The 16873-nt window shown below is 61.3% G+C and carries 15 protein-coding genes and 1 tRNA gene; 9 read left to right on the top strand and 7 right to left on the bottom strand.

Translation table 11 applies throughout. From position 1 onward, the window contains the following. Window positions 1-32: 32 nt before the first annotated feature. Entirely contained in the window at window positions 33-815 is a 783-nt protein-coding gene (locus tag NKH01_RS20440; RefSeq protein ID WP_353022062.1) for a hypothetical protein, read from the top strand. A gap of 63 nt (window positions 816-878) precedes the next feature. On the opposite strand, the gene NKH01_RS20445 is transcribed toward NKH01_RS20440, so the two are convergent. The 3 genes from NKH01_RS20445 to NKH01_RS20455 are packed head-to-tail and all read right to left on the bottom strand — an operon-like array spanning window position 879 to window position 3618. Further along, window positions 879-1655, bottom strand: coding sequence for an N-formylglutamate amidohydrolase (locus NKH01_RS20445; protein WP_353022065.1), 777 nt, complete (start codon window positions 1653-1655; stop codon window positions 879-881). After that, a complete protein-coding gene (locus NKH01_RS20450) occupies window positions 1655-2974 on the bottom strand; it encodes a type I glutamate--ammonia ligase (RefSeq protein ID WP_353022068.1) in 1320 nt (439 codons plus the stop codon). The genes NKH01_RS20445 and NKH01_RS20450 overlap by 1 nt, the downstream gene beginning before the upstream one ends. Further along, window positions 2971-3618, bottom strand: coding sequence for a cysteine hydrolase family protein (locus NKH01_RS20455; RefSeq protein WP_353022073.1), 648 nt, complete (start codon window positions 3616-3618; stop codon window positions 2971-2973). The genes NKH01_RS20450 and NKH01_RS20455 overlap by 4 nt, the downstream gene beginning before the upstream one ends. A 149-nt stretch (window positions 3619-3767) precedes the next feature. Between NKH01_RS20455 and NKH01_RS20460 the strand changes: the two genes are divergently transcribed. Next, entirely contained in the window at window positions 3768-4490 is a 723-nt protein-coding gene (locus NKH01_RS20460) for a LuxR family transcriptional regulator (RefSeq protein ID WP_353022076.1), read from the top strand. 260 nt (window positions 4491-4750) lie between these two features. Beyond that, window positions 4751-5242 carry an acyl-homoserine-lactone synthase gene (locus NKH01_RS20465; protein WP_353022179.1) on the top strand — a complete coding sequence of 164 codons (492 nt, stop codon included), beginning with the start codon at window positions 4751-4753 and terminating at the stop codon, window positions 5240-5242. 1358 nt (window positions 5243-6600) lie between these two features. On the opposite strand, the gene NKH01_RS20470 is transcribed toward NKH01_RS20465, so the two are convergent. Continuing rightward, a complete protein-coding gene (locus tag NKH01_RS20470) occupies window positions 6601-7023 on the bottom strand; it encodes a CBS domain-containing protein (protein WP_353022078.1) in 423 nt (140 codons plus the stop codon). Between the two features lie 205 nt (window positions 7024-7228). Between NKH01_RS20470 and NKH01_RS20475 the strand changes: the two genes are divergently transcribed. The 3 genes from NKH01_RS20475 (at window position 7229) to NKH01_RS20485 (ending at window position 9072) form a co-directional block, all read left to right on the top strand. After that, window positions 7229-7507: a hypothetical protein gene (locus tag NKH01_RS20475; RefSeq protein ID WP_353022081.1), complete on the top strand. Its 279-nt coding sequence runs from the start codon at window positions 7229-7231 to the stop codon at window positions 7505-7507. A 187-nt stretch (window positions 7508-7694) separates the two neighbouring features. After that, window positions 7695-8045 (top strand): hypothetical protein, encoded by a 351-nt coding sequence (locus tag NKH01_RS20480; protein WP_353022084.1) that lies wholly within the window; start codon window positions 7695-7697, stop codon window positions 8043-8045. Between the two features lie 67 nt (window positions 8046-8112). After that, window positions 8113-9072, top strand: coding sequence for a hypothetical protein (locus tag NKH01_RS20485; RefSeq protein WP_353022088.1), 960 nt, complete (start codon window positions 8113-8115; stop codon window positions 9070-9072). A gap of 749 nt (window positions 9073-9821) precedes the next feature. Here NKH01_RS20485 and NKH01_RS20490 read toward each other — a convergent pair. After that, window positions 9822-9895: transfer RNA gene (locus tag NKH01_RS20490), tRNA-Gln, on the bottom strand. A 118-nt stretch (window positions 9896-10013) separates the two neighbouring features. After that, window positions 10014-10946, bottom strand: a complete 933-nt coding sequence (locus NKH01_RS20495) for a lysylphosphatidylglycerol synthase domain-containing protein (protein ID WP_353022090.1) — start codon at window positions 10944-10946, stop codon at window positions 10014-10016. Between the two features lie 297 nt (window positions 10947-11243). Between NKH01_RS20495 and NKH01_RS20500 the strand changes: the two genes are divergently transcribed. Continuing rightward, window positions 11244-12644, top strand: coding sequence for a Ppx/GppA phosphatase family protein (locus NKH01_RS20500; RefSeq protein WP_353022093.1), 1401 nt, complete (start codon window positions 11244-11246; stop codon window positions 12642-12644). Between the two features lie 58 nt (window positions 12645-12702). Continuing rightward, entirely contained in the window at window positions 12703-13413 is a 711-nt protein-coding gene (locus tag NKH01_RS20505; protein WP_352587820.1) for an RlmE family RNA methyltransferase, read from the top strand. Window positions 13414-13624: 211 nt separating this feature from the next. On the opposite strand, the gene NKH01_RS20510 is transcribed toward NKH01_RS20505, so the two are convergent. Beyond that, window positions 13625-15046, bottom strand: a complete 1422-nt coding sequence (locus tag NKH01_RS20510; protein ID WP_023717237.1) for an MFS transporter — start codon at window positions 15044-15046, stop codon at window positions 13625-13627. A gap of 296 nt (window positions 15047-15342) precedes the next feature. Here NKH01_RS20510 and guaB point away from each other — a divergent pair, with 296 nt between their 5' ends. Next, on the top strand, window positions 15343-16845 hold the full coding sequence (gene guaB / locus NKH01_RS20515; RefSeq protein WP_352458563.1) for an IMP dehydrogenase: 1503 nt from the start codon (window positions 15343-15345) through the stop codon (window positions 16843-16845). Window positions 16846-16873 lie beyond the last annotated feature (28 nt).

Consider the following 16873-nt stretch of genomic DNA (forward strand, 5'->3'; position numbering starts at 1 on the left):
TGATACTGTTACGGCGAAACACGGGGGAAATCATGGCTTCAACGACATTGGAACGGCCTGAGAAATTCGAGATCGGCAGAGTGTTCAACAACAGCTTCGCCGTGATCGGCCGCAACATCGGCCTGTGCCTTGGGCTCGCGCTGCTGTTTTCAGGCTTGCCGGCGATTATTCTTCGGCTGTGGAGCCAACCGCAACTAGATGCGGTTCTGCAGGGCGACCCCGGCGCCGCGGCCGATCCCTCGATGATGTTTCGGAATTCATGGATTGCGGTTATTGCGGGATTGCTATCCTTCGTTTTCGCGCTGCTGCTCCAGTCGGCGCTGGTGCGGGCGACGATCGAGGACTTGAACGGCAAGCGGCCGACCTTTGGCGACTGCATTCAGATAGCCATTCGCAATTTGCTGCCGACCCTTGGTATTGGCCTGCTCGTCGCCCTGGGTGCGGGCCTGGCGTCGATAGCCTTGCTGGTTCCCGGCATCATCTTGTGGCTCGGATGGTGCGTGGCGGTGCCGGTTCTGATCCAGGAGCGGCTTGGCGTGTTCGGTTCGATGTCTCGCAGCCGCGTCCTGACCAAGGGCAACCGCTGGCCGCTATTTGGCCTCTTCCTGATCCTGATGATCATCGCGATGGTCATCCAGTGGGTGATGCTGGCAGTCATCGTCATGTTGGGTGGGATCATTGCCGATGTGGCGGCAGCCTTGGTGTCGACCGTACTGTCGATGGTGCTGTCGGTGGCCACGGCGGTCAGCTATGTCGAGCTGCGTCAGGTCAAGGAAGGCACCAGCGTCGAAGAACTGTCGCAAATCTTCTCCTGAGGACGGGTGGAGGCTTTTCACCGACGGCTCGGCTCTCGCATTGCGCTACTGAGCCGAGCTTGTTCACAAAGCCTTTGTCTGCGCCGGTAACGCTGTGGCCAGCCGCTTCGCCCATTCCTCGATGCCGGAGCGGCCCGCCAGCAAATCCTGCCTGATCTCGATGAGGATTGCGGGAATGCCGCGATCGTCGCCATGGACCGGTATGGCATAGTCGCCGTCGCGGCTGATCACATAGGGCTCGTTTGCCGCGGCGTTGAGCGCACTGTCGGCGCGCAGGCCGGCAAGCACTGCCTGGCCGAAATCGACTGCCCGATCGTAAAGCACGCCGGCGTGCCAGGGCCTGCCAACACTGAGGTAGACCGGCGTGAAGGAGTGAATCGCCGCGATCCGCGTCGCTCTGCCCTGCCTCGCCCGGTCGTCGAGATGGGCGGCCACGCGGTCGTGAAACGGCGCGAACAGGATTTCGGCGCGCCGGCTTCGTTCCTCCGGATCGAGGCCGACATTGCCGGGGATGCCGGTGTCCTCAGATAGCACCGGAATGCTGCCGCTGGAACCAAGCGGCCGGTTGAGATCGATCAAAAGCCGCGAATAGGAGCTGAGGAAAGCCGGAGCATCGAGCAGCTTCGACAGAGCGCGGGTAACTTCGGCGGCGCCGATATCCCAGGCGATATGGCGCTGCAAATGGCTGCTGTCGAGACCGAGCCGCGCATACTCGGCCGGAATATGATTGGACGCGTGCTCGCATATCAAAACGATATCGGAACGCCCCGTTTCGTTGATTGCTTCGACCGCTGGAGGCCAACCTTCCGGTAGGATGGCGCTAGCAAGCTGCTCAGCCATCAATATAGCGTCCGGTAGAGGTCGCAGACCGCCACTGGGTCCAGACCGGCGAGCCGCCCGCTCTCATGCCGCTTGAGGCCGACAAAGGTCTCGACGAACACCGGCGCGAACCATCCGGTCACGGTCTTGTCGGCGAGGAGCGCGTCGAGCGCCGCCGGCAGCGTTTCCGGCAGCCGCACGAGGCCAAGCTTCTTGCGTTCGGCGGCGCTCATCTGCGTCGGGTCGCCGGTGACCAGCGGCGGCGCCGGCAGCTTGGCCTTCAGCCCTTCCAGCCCGGCCCGGACGATCGCCGCCAGCGACAAATAGGGATTGCCGGTGGCGTCTGCTGCCCGGTATTCGATGTTGTACTGCCGCGCCGGATCGCGCCCGCCGATGGTCACCGTCGGGCAGATGCGTAAGGACGCTTCGCGGTCGCGGTCGGCAAGCCAGGTGTAGGACGAACTCCAGCTATGCGGCTTCAGCCGGTAGTAGGACGACACGCTCGCCGCCGTCATGGCGGTGATCGCGGGCAAATGGCGCAGCACGCCGGCGCAGAACGAAGCGGTCCGGCTGGAAAGACCGCCCGGCTGGGCCGGATCGTAGGTCGCCGGCTTGCCGGCCTCGTCGACGAAACTGAAATGGATGTGGACGCCGTTGCCGACGGCATCCGGCGCGGTCTTGGGCGCGAAGCTCGCCCGCCAGCCGGCACATCGCGCGACTTCGCGCGTGATCTCACGGATGGCGACCGCGCGATCGGCCGCGGCGAGCGCATCGGCTGGCTCGCATGTCACCTCGAATTGGTCGGTGCCGAATTCGGCGATCACCACTTCGGGCGCGACGCCGGCTTCCGCTAGCGCCGCCATCAGATTGGCGGCAAACGGATCGGCGCGGCGCAATGCGGCCAACGACATCGAATGAGCCGGCCCAAAGTCGCCCTCGATATGGAATTCATGCTCGAACGCGGCGATGACGGAAAGCCCGGTCGCCGCCTTCAACTCCGCCAGCGCATCGCTCAGCATGGTCCGCGTACAGCCGACCCACGGGCTGCCGTCCAGTTCGACGATGTTGCCGGCGACCATGTCGAACGGTGTCGGCGATCCGGTCAGCGCCGTGCGAAACCGCGCGTTGAGATCGGGAATGAGCCGCACATCGCCGGACGAGCCCCAGGGATTGGGGTCGACGATGGAATTGAAGGGCGTCAGCGACAGATTGGCCTGCAGCCAGCCGACGCCGGTCGCGGCGATCTTCTGCAGCTTGCTTTCGACGACGGAGCGGCCGCGCATGATCGCCGAAAGGTCGGTGGTGACGACGGCAACGAGCGGTTCGACGGTCGATGTCATGTAGCTTTTCCCAAGGCTTCGAAACGGGCAGTAATGATGGCGGTGTCGGCGATCCAGCAATAGCCGCCGAACGCCTCGAGCGCGCCATCATGGCGCTCCTGCGAGGCGGCGGCGCAAGCGTCCGATACGCAGGTGACGAGGTAGCCGCGATCGGCGGCATCGCGCACCGCCATGTCGACGCACTGGTCGGTCATAATGCCGGCGACGATCAGGTAACGCACGCCGAGGTTTTTCAGGACATAGTCGATGTTGGTTGAGTTGAAGACGCCCGACGATGTCTTCGGCAGCATGATCTCGTCGCCGACCGGCGCCAGCGACGGCACCGGCAGGCCCTCCGGCCGGCTCGGCGCGATATGGATCGGCGTCAGCTTGTGGTCGAGCGAGCGGTCGCGGCCATCTTGGGTCAGGCTCTGGATGATGGTGTGGATCACCTCGACGCCGTTGGCCCGCGCCGCCGCCAGCAGGCGCTCCTGGTGGGGGATCGTTTGCGACGCCGTCTGCCGGTAGAAATAGTGATCGGGACCACGCTCCGGATGCGCCGGATCGGCGCCGGGCTCCAGCCAGACGCGCTGCATGTCGACCAGCAGCAGTGCGGTTTCGCCGGCCCGGAACGGCTCGTTTCGTTTCGGCAGTGGTGGCGTCATGCTTGGGGTCCTGTGTGGGTGATCGCAATCTGGCTGATTTAGCTGACTTTGGTCCACCCGTCTTGCGTGCCGGACGCGCTTATTGGGATATTCGAAGTCGCTAATTTAAGGTACACTGCTTTCCGGCATGGGGGACGGGGGTCTCTGTGATGATCGATTCAGACGTGTTCGACTTTGTCGAACGCTGCAGGAAACATACAGCCACCGGGCCGCTGCTGAGCGACCTTCTTGAAACCGTGAGGAATCTCGGCTTCGAGCATCTTATCCTGAGCGGTGTGCCGCTCAGTGGCCAGAAACTTGCGCCGATGGTTGAACTGAATGGCTGGCCGGCCGGCTGGTTCGAACGCTATGTCGAAGCCGAGCATGCCGCGGTTGATGGTGTTTGCATTTACTCGGCAAAGACCCTGAAGCCGTTCCTTTGGTCCGAAGTACCGGCAAAGTGGTCGGATACGGAAGGTTCACGACGCGTCGCCGGCGAGGCAACGGAGTTCGGGATCTGGAGCGGCTTCGCTGTACCGATGCTCAGCATTCACCATTGGCAATCCGTGCTGTCGTTTGCCTCTTCCGCGAAGTCCTGCAATCTCTCGCCACGCCATCAGGTGCAACTGGTGACCATGGCGGTCTATGCCGGCATGTCGATCCAGGCCTTGGCGGATGACAATGATGACGATGAAGGCATGCTGACCGACCGCGAAAAAGAGGTGCTGTTGTGGGCCGCAGCCGGCAAGACCTCGTCGGAAACATCCCAAATCCTCGGTCTGACCGAGCGAACGGTCAAATGGCATTCGACAAGGGCCCGTGAGGCTTTTGGCGTCGCAACGACCACGCAGGCGGTCGTCGAGGCAGTGCGCCGGCGCCTGATCCACCCCTAAACGCGTCAACTGTCCCATCGGACAGGTGACGTACATTAGCGAGGCTGCAAATATCCGCCGCGAGAACGATCGGGGGATCGCGCCATGATAACGGCCCACGTAGTCAACGCGCATAACAAGCATCTCTACGAAAACGAATTCGACGAATTTCTGCGCCGGCGGCACGACTTCTTCGTGCATAAAAACGCTGGCGCCCTCCGAGCCCGGATGGTCGCGAACTGGATCAATTCGATACAGACGCGGCGACATACCTGCTGGGCATTGAAGACGATCGCGTAGTGACTTCGGCTCGATTGATCCCAACGAGCGAGCCGCACATGGTCTCGGAGGTTTTTTCTCACATGTGCGAAAAATCGGGCGTCCCAAGACGTCCCGATTGGGCCGAATGGACCCGCACATTCGTCGTTCCCGACAAGCGAACTGCCGGACTGAGGGGAACGCTGACGCAGCTGTGCTGCGCGGTGATGGAATACGCTCTAGACGAGGGCCTCAGCGCCGTCGGCGGCGTCCAGGAAACCTACTTCATGCCCCACCATGGCGCGCTCAAATGGCGGGCCGAGCCGATGGGCATGGCCAGGGAAGAAAACGGCGAATGGTACATCGTCGCGTATATCGAGGTGAATGAGGCGGCACTGGCGAGTGTGCGGAAGGTATTGGGGATCGAGCATTCGCTGTTGGCGAGGCGGGGGACGCAAATGCCCTTTCTCCAAGAAAATAGCATATCTTTAGTCCACAACCGGGTAGAAGTGTAATCATGAATGGGAGGGATGATCATGTCTGTAATTCTTGCATCAGCCAGAATAAAAGAGGGAAATTTGGCAGAGCATTCGAAAAATGTGACATCGTGGAAAGATAGTATACTATCGTTTGAAATAGATGAAAAGTACAAGGGAAATTTTGTCCCGGTAATATCCCATTGCCATAACGTGCCATACATAACAAGTAGCTATTGGATCAAGCAGGTTGGACAAGAATACATCGTCGTTATGCAGGGGGCTCAGGATACAAGTGGAAGGGTCTTTCCGCCCACTGATTTCACGGCAGTCATAGTTTCGACAATCTAGGGAATAGGCGACCCCGTTGGAATAGGCGCGGTCTCGCCCGCGCCTCTTGCTGTTTGAAGCCATGGAAGGAATTACGGTGACAGTGCACTATTTTCTGTCGCCGCCTGCTCTGGTTTTCCGGGTTTCACGGCTTTGCCGATTTGCCCGGCGATGCTCTTGGCCCACGGGTGCATCGAAACCGCGACATCGGCGACGCGGCAATACTCGATGAGCAGTTCTTGTGGAACACGTGGTCTTCGGACGTGAAAATACTTTGGCTCGCCCGTGAGGTGCTGGGGGATGCGGCAGACCGGGAGCGCGGGCAAGGTGCACCATGCGGCCGAGGCGACATGGTAAAAGTGCACTGTCACCGTAATTCATCCTTAGCGGCCAATTTCCCGCGTCGCATCAACAATCTAGGTCATTTTCGGTTTCGCTTTAGGCAGCGGCCACCAAGAGCTGGTGCTGTTTCTTCTTTCTCTTCGACGTGAGGGCTCACCCATTCGTCGGTTATCACGCGGCTGACCAAGGTGCCCGGCACCGCTTTTCTCAAGGCACGCAGCAAAAAGTATCTAACCCGCTCGGACAGTCAAGAGGTGTGGCAGGCAGGCCATGCGCAGCCAGCCGCAGCGAGCCGCCAAGACGCGCGAAGCACTTCGGCGGTGTAGGACAGCGGCACGCCAGAACGCGCGCAGGCCAGGCGTTGGCCTGCTCAATTGTGTTTTGACTATTTGGCTGCACGGGCGCACGAAGGAGGCTGCTACGAACAACGGAACAGCGGTCGCAGTGATGCGGGTGATTAACCTGAAGGCTGCATAAAGTTACCCACACTCTGGCGACTGCAGACGCTCCAGCCGGCGGGCTTTCCGGTGCGCCACGGCTGCGATTAAGGTCAGGGCGACTGCTTTATGGACGCCGCCATTTTGTCGCGGCGCTCCTTCTCGGCAGTGCTGTGTAGAGTTGTAGCATGAAATGTCGGCGTCGGCCTCGATGACCGGACATTTCTGCCGGCGCGCTGTGGCCAGCGCGGCGGCAGACTGAGGCCTTAGCGCACGGCGAGCCGCCCTTCAGTGGTGGTGGGCGGAAACGCTCTTGACGTATTCGGACACCATTTCCTTCGGTGCCGACTGACTGACGTCGCCGACGCTAAGGATGCCGACCATTCGCATATTCTTGTTGATCACCGGCAACCTGCGGATTTTCAGTTCCTCCATGTGCCGTACGGCCTTGGCCAGATCGTCGTCTTCGCGGCAGCAGTGAATGCCGGCCGTCATGACATCGCGCGCCGTTGCGGTGCGGCCGTCGAAACCATCCTCCGCCAGTCCTTTGCAGACAATATCGCGGTCGGTCACCATTCCGATCAGTCGGTCGTTCTCTCCGATGGGAATCGACCCGATATCCTGGGCTCGCATCATTTTCGCCAGTTCGGTGACACCGGTTTCGGGGCTGACCCAGTCGACACCCTTATGCATTGCGTCTTTGACTTTCATGGCGGACCTCCCTTGCTGGGTTGGTGAATGTCTCCCTGTCCCATTCTAACGCGGACGGGGTTTGGCTGCCAGAGGTCATCATCCAGACCCGCATTTTGCGGTGGTTGTCATGCGTCCATCTCCAGCCGATCATGTCCCGGCTCTTCGTGCCAGGATGACCTGCCGCAGGTCGCGTCGGTCCACGAGCGATTACGGTGCGATTACGGTGACAGTGCACTATTTTCTTTTCGCCGCCTGGCTCGTTTCCGGGTTTCATGGCTCGCCGATTTGTCCGGCGATGCTCTCAGCCCAGGGGTGCATCGAAAACCGCGACATCGGCGACGCGGCAATACTCGATGAGCAGTTCTTGTGGAACACGTGGTCTTCGGACGTGAAAACACTTTGGCTCGCCCGTGAGGTGCTGGGGGATGCGGCAGACCGGGAGCGCGGGCAAGGTGCACCATGCGGCGGGGGCGACATGGTAAAAAGTGCACTGTCACCGTAATTCAAGGAAAGGATATGAGCGGTCCGAGCCCGGATAAGGGATCCTGGAACTTCGCCCTCGACCGCCGTGATGGAAACACATGGGTTGTCAGGCTTGAACCTCAGCACATTGAGCAATTGGAGTGGGACCGAAAACGCCACCTCAGATGACATTCCATTTGCCGACCTGATTTGTCTGAGGAACGACGATGAAAGCGCAACAATTCTTCACACCGTTTTCGATTAAGACCGCGATGGTGAGAGATGTGGCTCAACACATCCTGGAGTTCTTCGAATACCTGATTCTGCTATCCGCATTTTGGGCTGGCTATCTGAAAACCGGCAGCAACATACTATCGATTTGTTCGCTAGTCATCGGCCTGGCGATCTTGGCTTATCTTCAGACTTTCCTTCCCCAGACGATTTTGCACCCGTCGAATCCGAGGCGCGAATGGGTCTACAACGTCGCCATGTCTCTGGGCACGATCCTGCTGGCTCTGGTTGTGATGCTGTTGTCGGTGAAGGTTATCGCCGGGCTGATCCTGACGGCGGTATCGTAAGCTATGTGTGACAATGAGTAAGCCACCCAAGCGTCCAATCGATGCACAACGAGAAGCCGCGTTCTCAATGACAATCGGCGGCAAGGGGGACGGATCAGCGGTCCTGAATATGGTCGCGACCACGGATTCGCTCTTTATAATAAAGCAGAGCTCAGTTCATGAAATAAGGCTTGCGGATCAAATTGATCCTGATCGCACGAATATTAATCTTCCCAACACTCAGCAATTATTCGCCGAGGCCGGTTCTGAATCCGACATCGTTGCCCGAACGTTGCTGTCGGCGGACGCACTTTTTACCAAAACTCATTTCCCGGATGCGAAGTTAAGAGACCGAGTGGTGTTGATGTCGGCCGAAATCATGACTCAGCTTTTGGCGGCGCAGAAGGTTCTGGATCATCTTGAGGCAGACCAAGAAAAGCGAATTGCCGATATTGAGGCGTCGAAAGATCCGACGAGATTGCCGGCCGTTACGGAGGTCGAGACTCGAGCGAATACGTTCATCCAGAAGGCGGAACACACGCTTCAGGCAATATATCGCCTGGCTGAAATTTTTTACGGTCCGCAAATGAAAGCCGAAGGAAAATTTCCTGACAATCTCGCTGTAACCTTTACAAAAGCCTTTGGAGAGACCGACCCATCAACGGCATACGCAAAGGCTGTGGCACTCTTTGGGCATCAGGTTCGCAACGCTCGACATTGCGTCGAACACCGTAAAGAAAATCAACGGATCGTGGCGAGGGATTTTCAGCTCAGACCAGACGGAAAAGTTTATCCGCCTTCAATCGCAGTTGTTCATCCCAAGACCCCCCTAGAGGAAACGGATCTTGCCGCATTCATGTCGGCGTGGATTGAGGGCCTAACGGCGGTTACGGAAACGCTGCTCCTCTATCTCGCGGGCAAGAATCACGCCCCTTTCGGAAACTTCCCCATGGGGGTTGGTTACGTTCCCGAAGAGCAAAGGGCTATGCCGAAAATTCGTGTCGGCTACCTGATGAATATGGGTGGCCAGTTGCACCGGATAGGTTAGGGCACAGAAGGAGTTTGGCGCTGCAAATCCGCCCCGACGCCCGCCTGATCATCACCGCCGTGCGGATTACCGTGACAGTGCTATTTTCTTTTCGCCGCCTGCCTCGTTTTCCGGTTTCACGGCTTTGCCGATTTGCCCGGCGATGCTCTCGGCCCCACGGGCGCATCGAAAACCGCGACATCGGCGACGCGGCAGACAATTCCCGTTATGCCACTAATGGCTCGTGCTTCCGGAGTGCCTTGTCTGGTCGTGCCAGAAGCCAGAAAATCAAGCCTGTACAGCCACCGAATATTCCCACGTAGGCGCAGGCATAGAGAACTGGGCCAATGGCGTATGTTTCGTTCCATCGGATGAGGCAAAGAACAAATATCGAAATAAAAACTCTAAGAAATCCAACCACCGTGTAAGCCCAAAAATACTGCCACCGCTGCCGCGCAAGGAAATAGAAAGTGGGTATCCCGACCGCTATTTCCAGGACGTAGAATACAAGGCAGACGAAAATGAAACCTGATATTGCGACCGTCTCAGGGCGATGTAAGTGCAGATTGTAGCCAGGCAGTATGGCCGGAGCGATGGGTGCGAGGAAGAAAGCCGAACGGGCACGCATCCGAGTTCCCCTTTTAACACGAGCCCTTTCGGCCACTGATTGACGGGTCGGCTTTACAGAGATTGCGCTACCGCCATATCAAGACAAGCGCATCCGGTCGACTGAGGTGTGTGGCAAACCTACAAATTAACGCAAACAAATTTGGCTGGGGAACCTGGATTCGAACCAGGACTAACGGAGTCAGAGTCCGTGGGTCTACCGTTAACCTATTCCCCAGCTGGCGCGGCTGTTGAAAACCACGCGGCAGGGCGACGATGTCGCCGCGCGTGCCTTGTAGCCGCCGCCGGAAAATAGTCAACCCTGTGTCTGGGTTCAATCGTGGGCTTTTGGCGCTTCACTTCTCACCGCGGCTGTATTGCGAGTGCTCGAAATACAGCACGACGCCGAGCGCGATCAGCAGCGGGATGATCAGGTAGAACAGACGGAACACCAGGAGCGCCGCCAGCACGCCGACCTGGTCCATATGCGATAGTCCGGCCAAGAACACGACCTCGAACACGCCGAGCCCGCCTGGCGCATGCGAGATCTGCGCGATCGAGAACGACACCAGGAAGACGCCGAGCACGACGAAATAGCCGGGATTGCCGGCGGCGGGCAGGGCAAAGAAGATGATCGCCGCCGCCGCCAGGAGCTCGATCGGGCCGACCAGCAATTGCCGCGCGACGATCGGCAGCGCCGGATAGTGCAGCTGAAAGCTGCCGATCCTCAGCGGCCTGAGATGCAGCCAGCTGCCGAAGACATAGGCCGCCACGACGAGCAGCATGGCGAGCCCCGCCGCTTGCGACAGCTTGTGATGCGGCGTGCCGGAAAAACGGTCGATCACCTCGGGCTCGAGCAGCAGGACGATGCCTGAGACGAACAGCGTCGACAGCACGAAGGTGATCCAGCAGATCGCCACCAGAATGCCGACATCCTGGCCGGTCAGGCCCTTGGTGCCATAGGCGCGGTAGCGGATCACCGCGCCGGAAAACACCGAGCCGCCGATATTGTGCGACAGCGCGTAGGTGGTGAACGAGCAGAAGGTGACGAACAGCCACGAGACTTTCTTGCCGATATGCAGAAGCGCGATGTGGTCGTAACCGGCGAGCGAGGCATAGGCGATGACCGAGCTCAGCGCCGCGAGCACCCAGCCACGAGCCGGGATGGCGACTATGCCGTCCCAGACGTCGTCGAGCGAGATGCCGCGCAATTCGTGCAGCAACAGCCACAGCGAGAACACCACCGCGGCGATGCCGATGACGGGCCAGAAATAGCGCCTCCAGTTCATGGCGTGACGATCATGCGTTGCAGCCCGTACCCGTTTTCCGGTTCGCAGCAGGAAAACCGCCCGCTGTCCCGAATGTTTCACCCCTCCATTTCAGAAATGCCTCATTGAAGCCGGCTATTCAACCGGGAAGGCGCGCCATCCTCCGCCGAGGGCAAGGGCGAGACAACGCCGCCGGCAAAATTCGCCGCGAGCACTCTTGGTGATCCGGCCCGGCGCTGATAGTCTGGCCGCAACTTGAACATGTAAAAGCGCCTGCTGCGTCCGGTCTCGGTTCGCGCGGCGCCGGAAGGAACGACAGTGGAAGACCACGACGCCGGCGCTGGCGCGCCGGAAGTGGGCGTGTCCAGGGGTTTGCCGACGCCGTCCGGCCAGGCAAGCCCATCCACCGGACGCTACGGCCGTCAGGTGCAGCCCCGGTCCGGCAATGGACAGGCTGGCGACACGTCCCACGATCACAAGGGTCAGAACGGCCCGCATCAGAACGGCAAACCCAAGAAGCGGCGCAAGCGCCGGCGCGGGCGCAAGGTTTTCGCACGCGACGAGGCTCGTCCGCTGGCGGTCGGCGCTTCGGTGCCCGCCGCCGGCGAGACCCCGGCCGCGCGTCCGCCCCAGCCCGCGGCTTACGTGCCTCCGCCCTCAGCCCCGGCAACGTCGCCAAGGCCTGGGCAAGGTGCCCGCACGCCGCCACCGCTGCAGGAATTGCCGGTGTTTGCCGCGCTAGATCTCGGCACCAACAATTGCCGCCTGCTGGTCGCGGTGCCGACGCGTCATGGCCAGTTCCGCGTCATCGATGCATTCTCGCGCATCGTCAGGCTGGGCGAGGGCCTTACCGCCAATGGCCGGCTCGGCGACGCAGCAATGGACCGCGCGGTCGAGGCGCTGAAGATTTGCGGTGACAAATTGCGCAACCGCAAGGTCAGGAAGGCCAGGCTGATCGCCACCGAGGCCTGCCGCACCGCCGCCAACGGCGTCGAGTTCCTCGAGCGCGTCGAGCGCGAGGCCGGCCTGAAGCTCGAGATCATCGACCGCCAGACCGAGGCGCGGCTGGCGGTGTCGGGCTGCGGCTCGCTGGTCGAGCGCGATACGCAAGGCGTCGTGCTGTTCGACATCGGCGGCGGCTCGTCCGAAATCGCGCTGATCGACCTCACCGGTCAGCGCTCACCAAGGCTTGCCAACCATATCGTGTCGTGGACGTCGCTGCCGGTCGGCGTCGTCTCGCTGGCCGAGCGTTTTGGCGGCCGCACGGTGACGCGCGATATCTTTGGCGCCATGGTCGAGGATGTCGCAATGCGGCTGCGCGCCTTCGACGGGCGCGACCGACTGAGCCACCTCCTGTCCAGCCCGAAATTCCATTTGCTCGGCACGTCGGGCACGGTGACGACGCTGGCCGGCGTCCATCTCGATCTCGAACGCTACGACCGGCGCCGCGTCGACGGGCTGTGGATGGATCGGGACAGCGTTGATCGCATGGTCGAAAAGCTGGTCGGCTGGGATTTCCAGCAACGCGTCGCCAATCCTTGCATCGGCGCCGACCGCGCCGACCTGGTTCTGGCCGGCTGCGCCATATTGGAGGCGATACGTGCCGTCTGGCCGTCGGAGCGGCTGCGTGTCGCCGACCGCGGCTTGCGCGAAGGCATATTGAGCGAATTGATGGCCGATGACGGCGTCTGGCGAAACAGCGGGCGGGGCAGAGCATGATCCCGAAAAGTGGCTGCCGGTTTTCGGACAAGATCATGCTCAAACAGGCAATAAAGCAATGACCAAGAAACCGGAAAGACCGAGCTCCGCCGGCATTCGCGTGCTGAAGACGAAGATCAAGAAGAAAAGCGGCTTGAAGGAATCGTCGCGCCGCTGGCTGCAGCGCCACATCAACGATCCCTATGTCCAGCGCTCGAAGGCCGACGGCTATCGCTCGCGCGCCGCCTACAAGCTGATCGAGATCGACGACAAGCACCATTTGCTCAAGCCAGGCATGAAGGTGATCGACCTTGGTGCGGCACCCGGCGGCTGGTGCCAGGTCGCTGCCGCACGTACGAAATCTACCGCGGAACACCCGAACGTCGTCGGCATCGACTATTTGGAGATGGACGCGGTGCCGGGCGCGCCGGTGCTGCTGATGGATTTCCTCGATCCTCAGGCGCCGCAGAAGCTGGCCGAGGCGCTGGGCGGCCAGCCCGACATCGTGCTCTCCGACATGGCCGCACCCACCACCGGCCACAAGCGGACCGACCACATCCGCACCATGTATCTTTGCGAGGTGGCGGCCGATTTCGCGCTGTCGGTACTGAAGCCGGGCGGCCACTTCCTCGCCAAGACCTTTCAGGGCGGCGCCGAAAACGAATTGCTGGCGAGGCTGAAGCGGAATTTCCGCTCGGTCCATCACGTCAAGCCGCCGGCCTCGCGCGATGAGTCGGTGGAGCTGTATTTGTTGGCGAAGGATTTTAAAGGCGGAAACGGCGCGGCGTGAAAATCGCTCTGTAGCGATCCTTCGCGCCCCCCTCTGTCCTGCCGGACATCTCCCCCACGAGGGGGGAGATTGGCAGCTTCGGCGCGCTGTCTAATCCTGCAACGTTGAATATTGGCGAAAGCCGATGTCACGTCCGATCTCCCCCCACGTGGGGGAGATGTCCGGCAGGACAGAGGGGGGCGCCTCCGGCGTCCGTAAGCACGAGCAAAGGTCAACTCCCCGGCGGGCTCACCGGCTCCAGCGTCTTCGGCGGTGTCAGTCGGCCATGTCCCGACACGGCATTGCCGGCGTCCGGCGCCAGCCGCATGAACGACAGCGAGGCTGCCGCCGACATCGCCGCTACGATGAAGAAGGCGGTGTGGAAGTCGCTCAGCGTCAGTGGGCCGCCATGGATCTTGGTCGACACTTCCAGGATGCCGCCGGCCAGCGCCACACCGAGCGCGATTGCCAACTGCTGGAACACCGCGGTGATCGGCGTCGCCTTGCTGGTGTCGGCTGCTGAAATCTCGGCATAGGCAAGCGCGTTGATGCCGGTGAAGAACATCGAACGGATGAAGCCCCCGGCGAGCAGCATGGCGAGGATCAGCCCATAGGGTGTGTCGGGTGTGAACAGGCCGTTGACGGCGATGGACGCGGCCGCGACGAGCGAGCCTGAAATCAGCACACGGCGGAAGCCCGCGACCCTGAAGATCAGGGCAGTGACGAATTTCATGCCTATGGCGCCGATTGCCGAGACGAAGGTGATCATGCCGGACTGGAACGGCGTCAGCCCGAAACCGATCTGGAACATCAGCGGCAAAAGAAAAGGTACGGCACCAATGCCGATGCGGAACAGTCCGCCGCCGAGCACCGATGAGCGGAACACCCGATTGCGAAACAGCTCGAGCGCCAGCAGCGGATTCTTGGCGTGGCGCGCGTGCAGCAGATAAAGCACCGCCGATGCCAGCCCGACGGCAACGGTGATAAAGCCGGCAGCCGGCGGCAGGGCCGGCAGGCTGACCACCGACAGGCCGAACACAATGCCCGATGCCGCCAGCCCGCTCAGCACGAAACCAATGAAATCGAGCGGCGGCGTCTGCGCGGCGTCGGTCTTCGGCAGGAAACGCGTGGCCAGCCAGATCCCGATCAGCCCGATCGGTACATTGATCAGAAAAATCCAGTGCCAGGTGAAATAGGTTGTGATGAAGCCGCCGACCGGTGGACCGACCAGGGGGCCGACCAGAGCCGGGACGGTCAGCCACGACATGGCGGCGACGAGTTCGCTTTTCGGCGTGGCGCGTACCAGCACCAGGCGTCCGACCGGCGTCATCATGGCGCCGCCAATGCCTTGCAGGAAGCGTGAGACCACGAAAGCCGGCAACGAATTGGACATGGCGCAGGCGACCGAACCGATGATGAACACGGCGATCGCGGCGCGGAAGACATTCTTGGCGCCGAAGCGGTCGGCCATCCAGCCGCTGATCGGAATGAAGATCGCCAGGGATACCAGATAGGCGGTCAGCGCCAGCTTGAGCGCGATCGGGCTGGTGTGGATGTCGATGGCGATCGCCGGCAACGATGTCGCAATGACGGTCGAATCCATGTTTTCCATGAATAGAGCGACCGCCAGAATAAGCGGAATGGTGCGGTTCACGATGGATCCGGCCTTGAAATGTGCGTCGCTATTGCTTGCCGGCCTTGGGGCCAAACCGACACGTAGGGCGGTTATCACGCCTTGGCCCGGATGTCGCATTAATTTGCTGTCACGTTTGTGCGACCGCAAGTCGTGCGCAGCACCTGGGGCAAAATGCATCGTCGCCACTACACAACCATCGGCTTTTCAACGGCGACGGGACGTGTTACGAGCCAGCGCCAATCCTGAAAGGGAAGAAGACGAGTCGGCGCTGTCCATCCAGGGCGAGCGCCTTTCCTGCATTCCGAGGGCTGGCCATGGCAAAAATCATCGAGACGTCCACCGGCGCATTGGCGCTGACCTTTGACGACGTGCTGTTGCAGCCCGGTCATTCCGAAGTCATGCCCGGCGAGACCGACATCCGCACCCGCATCGCCGGCGACATCGACCTCAACGTGCCGATCCTGTCGGCCGCCATGGACACGGTCACCGAGGCGCGGCTTGCCATCGCCATGGCCCAGGCCGGCGGCATCGGCGTCATCCACCGCAATTTCTCGCCGGCCGAACAGGCCGAGCAGGTGCGGCAGGTGAAGAAATTCGAATCCGGCATGGTGGTCAACCCCGTCACCATCGGTCCCGAGGCGACGCTCGCCGATGCGCTGGGTCTGATGCGCACCTACAGCATTTCGGGCATTCCGGTGGTCGAGAACGGCGGCACCGGCGGCCACACGGTCGGCCGGCTGGTCGGCATCCTGACCAACCGCGACGTCCGCTTCGCCTCCGACCCGGCGCAGAAGGTCTATGAGCTGATGACCCGCGAGAACCTGATCACCGTCAAGGAGAACGTCGATCAGGACGAGGCCAAGCGGCTGCTCCATCAGCACCGCATCGAGAAGCTGGTTGTGGTCGATCGGGACGGCAATTGCGTCGGGCTGATCACGGTCAAGGACATCGAGAAGTCGCAGCTCAACCCGCACGCCACCAAGGATGCGCAGGGACGCTTGCGCGCCGCCGCCGCCACCAGCGTCGGCGATGACGGTTTCGAGCGGGCCGAGCGCCTCATCGACGCCGGCGTCGACCTTCTGGTGATCGACACCGCGCACGGTCATTCGCAGCGCGTCCTGGATGCGGTGACGCGGGCCAAGAAGCTTTCCAACTCGGTTCGCATCCTGGCCGGCAACGTCGCCACAGCGGAAGGCACGCTGGCGCTGATCGATGCTGGCGCCGACGCGGTCAAGGTCGGCATCGGGCCGGGCTCCATCTGCACCACCCGCATCGTCGCCGGCGTCGGCGTGCCGCAGCTCTCGGCAATCATGTCGGCGGTCGAGACGGCGCAAAAATCGGGTGTCTCGGTCATTGCAGATGGCGGCATCAAATATTCGGGCGATCTGGCCAAGGCGCTGGCCGCCGGCGCCAGCGCGGCGATGATCGGTTCGTTGCTGGCCGGCACCGACGAGAGCCCGGGCGAGGTCTATCTGCACCAGGGCCGCTCCTTCAAAGCCTATCGCGGCATGGGCTCGGTCGGCGCGATGGCGCGCGGCTCCGCCGATCGCTACTTCCAGGCCGAGGTGCGCGACACGCTGAAACTGGTCCCGGAAGGCATCGAAGGGCAGGTGCCGTACAAAGGACCTGTGTCTGGCGTGCTGCACCAGCTTGCGGGCGGCCTGAAAGCCGCTATGGGTTATGTCGGTGGCCGCGACCTTGCCGATTTCCGCGAGCGCGCCACTTTTGTGCGGATATCCAATGCCGGACTTCGTGAAAGCCACGCCCATGACGTCACGATTACCCGCGAAAGCCCGAATTATCCTGGCGGAGCATGATCGCCATGCGCCTTGGCGCAATCTGGCG

The sequence above is a fragment of the Mesorhizobium sp. M1403 genome, assembly GCF_040317695.1.
GTDB lineage: Bacteria > Pseudomonadota > Alphaproteobacteria > Rhizobiales > Rhizobiaceae > Mesorhizobium.

Bases quoted from the DNA above. Each gene is read 5' to 3' on its own strand.
- NKH01_RS20445 (WP_353022065.1), bottom strand. From the start codon at position 1,655: ATGGCTGAGCAGCTTGCTAGCGCCATCCTACCGGAAGGTTGGCCTCCA.
- NKH01_RS20485 (WP_353022088.1), top strand. From the start codon at position 8,113: ATGACAATCGGCGGCAAGGGGGACGGATCAGCGGTCCTGAATATGGTC.
- NKH01_RS20505 (WP_352587820.1), top strand. From the start codon at position 12,703: ATGACCAAGAAACCGGAAAGACCGAGCTCCGCCGGCATTCGCGTGCTG.
- NKH01_RS20495 (WP_353022090.1), bottom strand. From the start codon at position 10,946: ATGAACTGGAGGCGCTATTTCTGGCCCGTCATCGGCATCGCCGCGGTG.
- NKH01_RS20455 (WP_353022073.1), bottom strand. From the start codon at position 3,618: ATGACGCCACCACTGCCGAAACGAAACGAGCCGTTCCGGGCCGGCGAA.
- NKH01_RS20470 (WP_353022078.1), bottom strand. From the start codon at position 7,023: ATGAAAGTCAAAGACGCAATGCATAAGGGTGTCGACTGGGTCAGCCCC.
- NKH01_RS20480 (WP_353022084.1), top strand. From the start codon at position 7,695: ATGAAAGCGCAACAATTCTTCACACCGTTTTCGATTAAGACCGCGATG.
- guaB (WP_352458563.1), top strand. From the start codon at position 15,343: ATGGCAAAAATCATCGAGACGTCCACCGGCGCATTGGCGCTGACCTTT.
- NKH01_RS20450 (WP_353022068.1), bottom strand. From the start codon at position 2,974: ATGACATCGACCGTCGAACCGCTCGTTGCCGTCGTCACCACCGACCTT.
- NKH01_RS20440 (WP_353022062.1), top strand. From the start codon at position 33: ATGGCTTCAACGACATTGGAACGGCCTGAGAAATTCGAGATCGGCAGA.
- NKH01_RS20460 (WP_353022076.1), top strand. From the start codon at position 3,768: ATGATCGATTCAGACGTGTTCGACTTTGTCGAACGCTGCAGGAAACAT.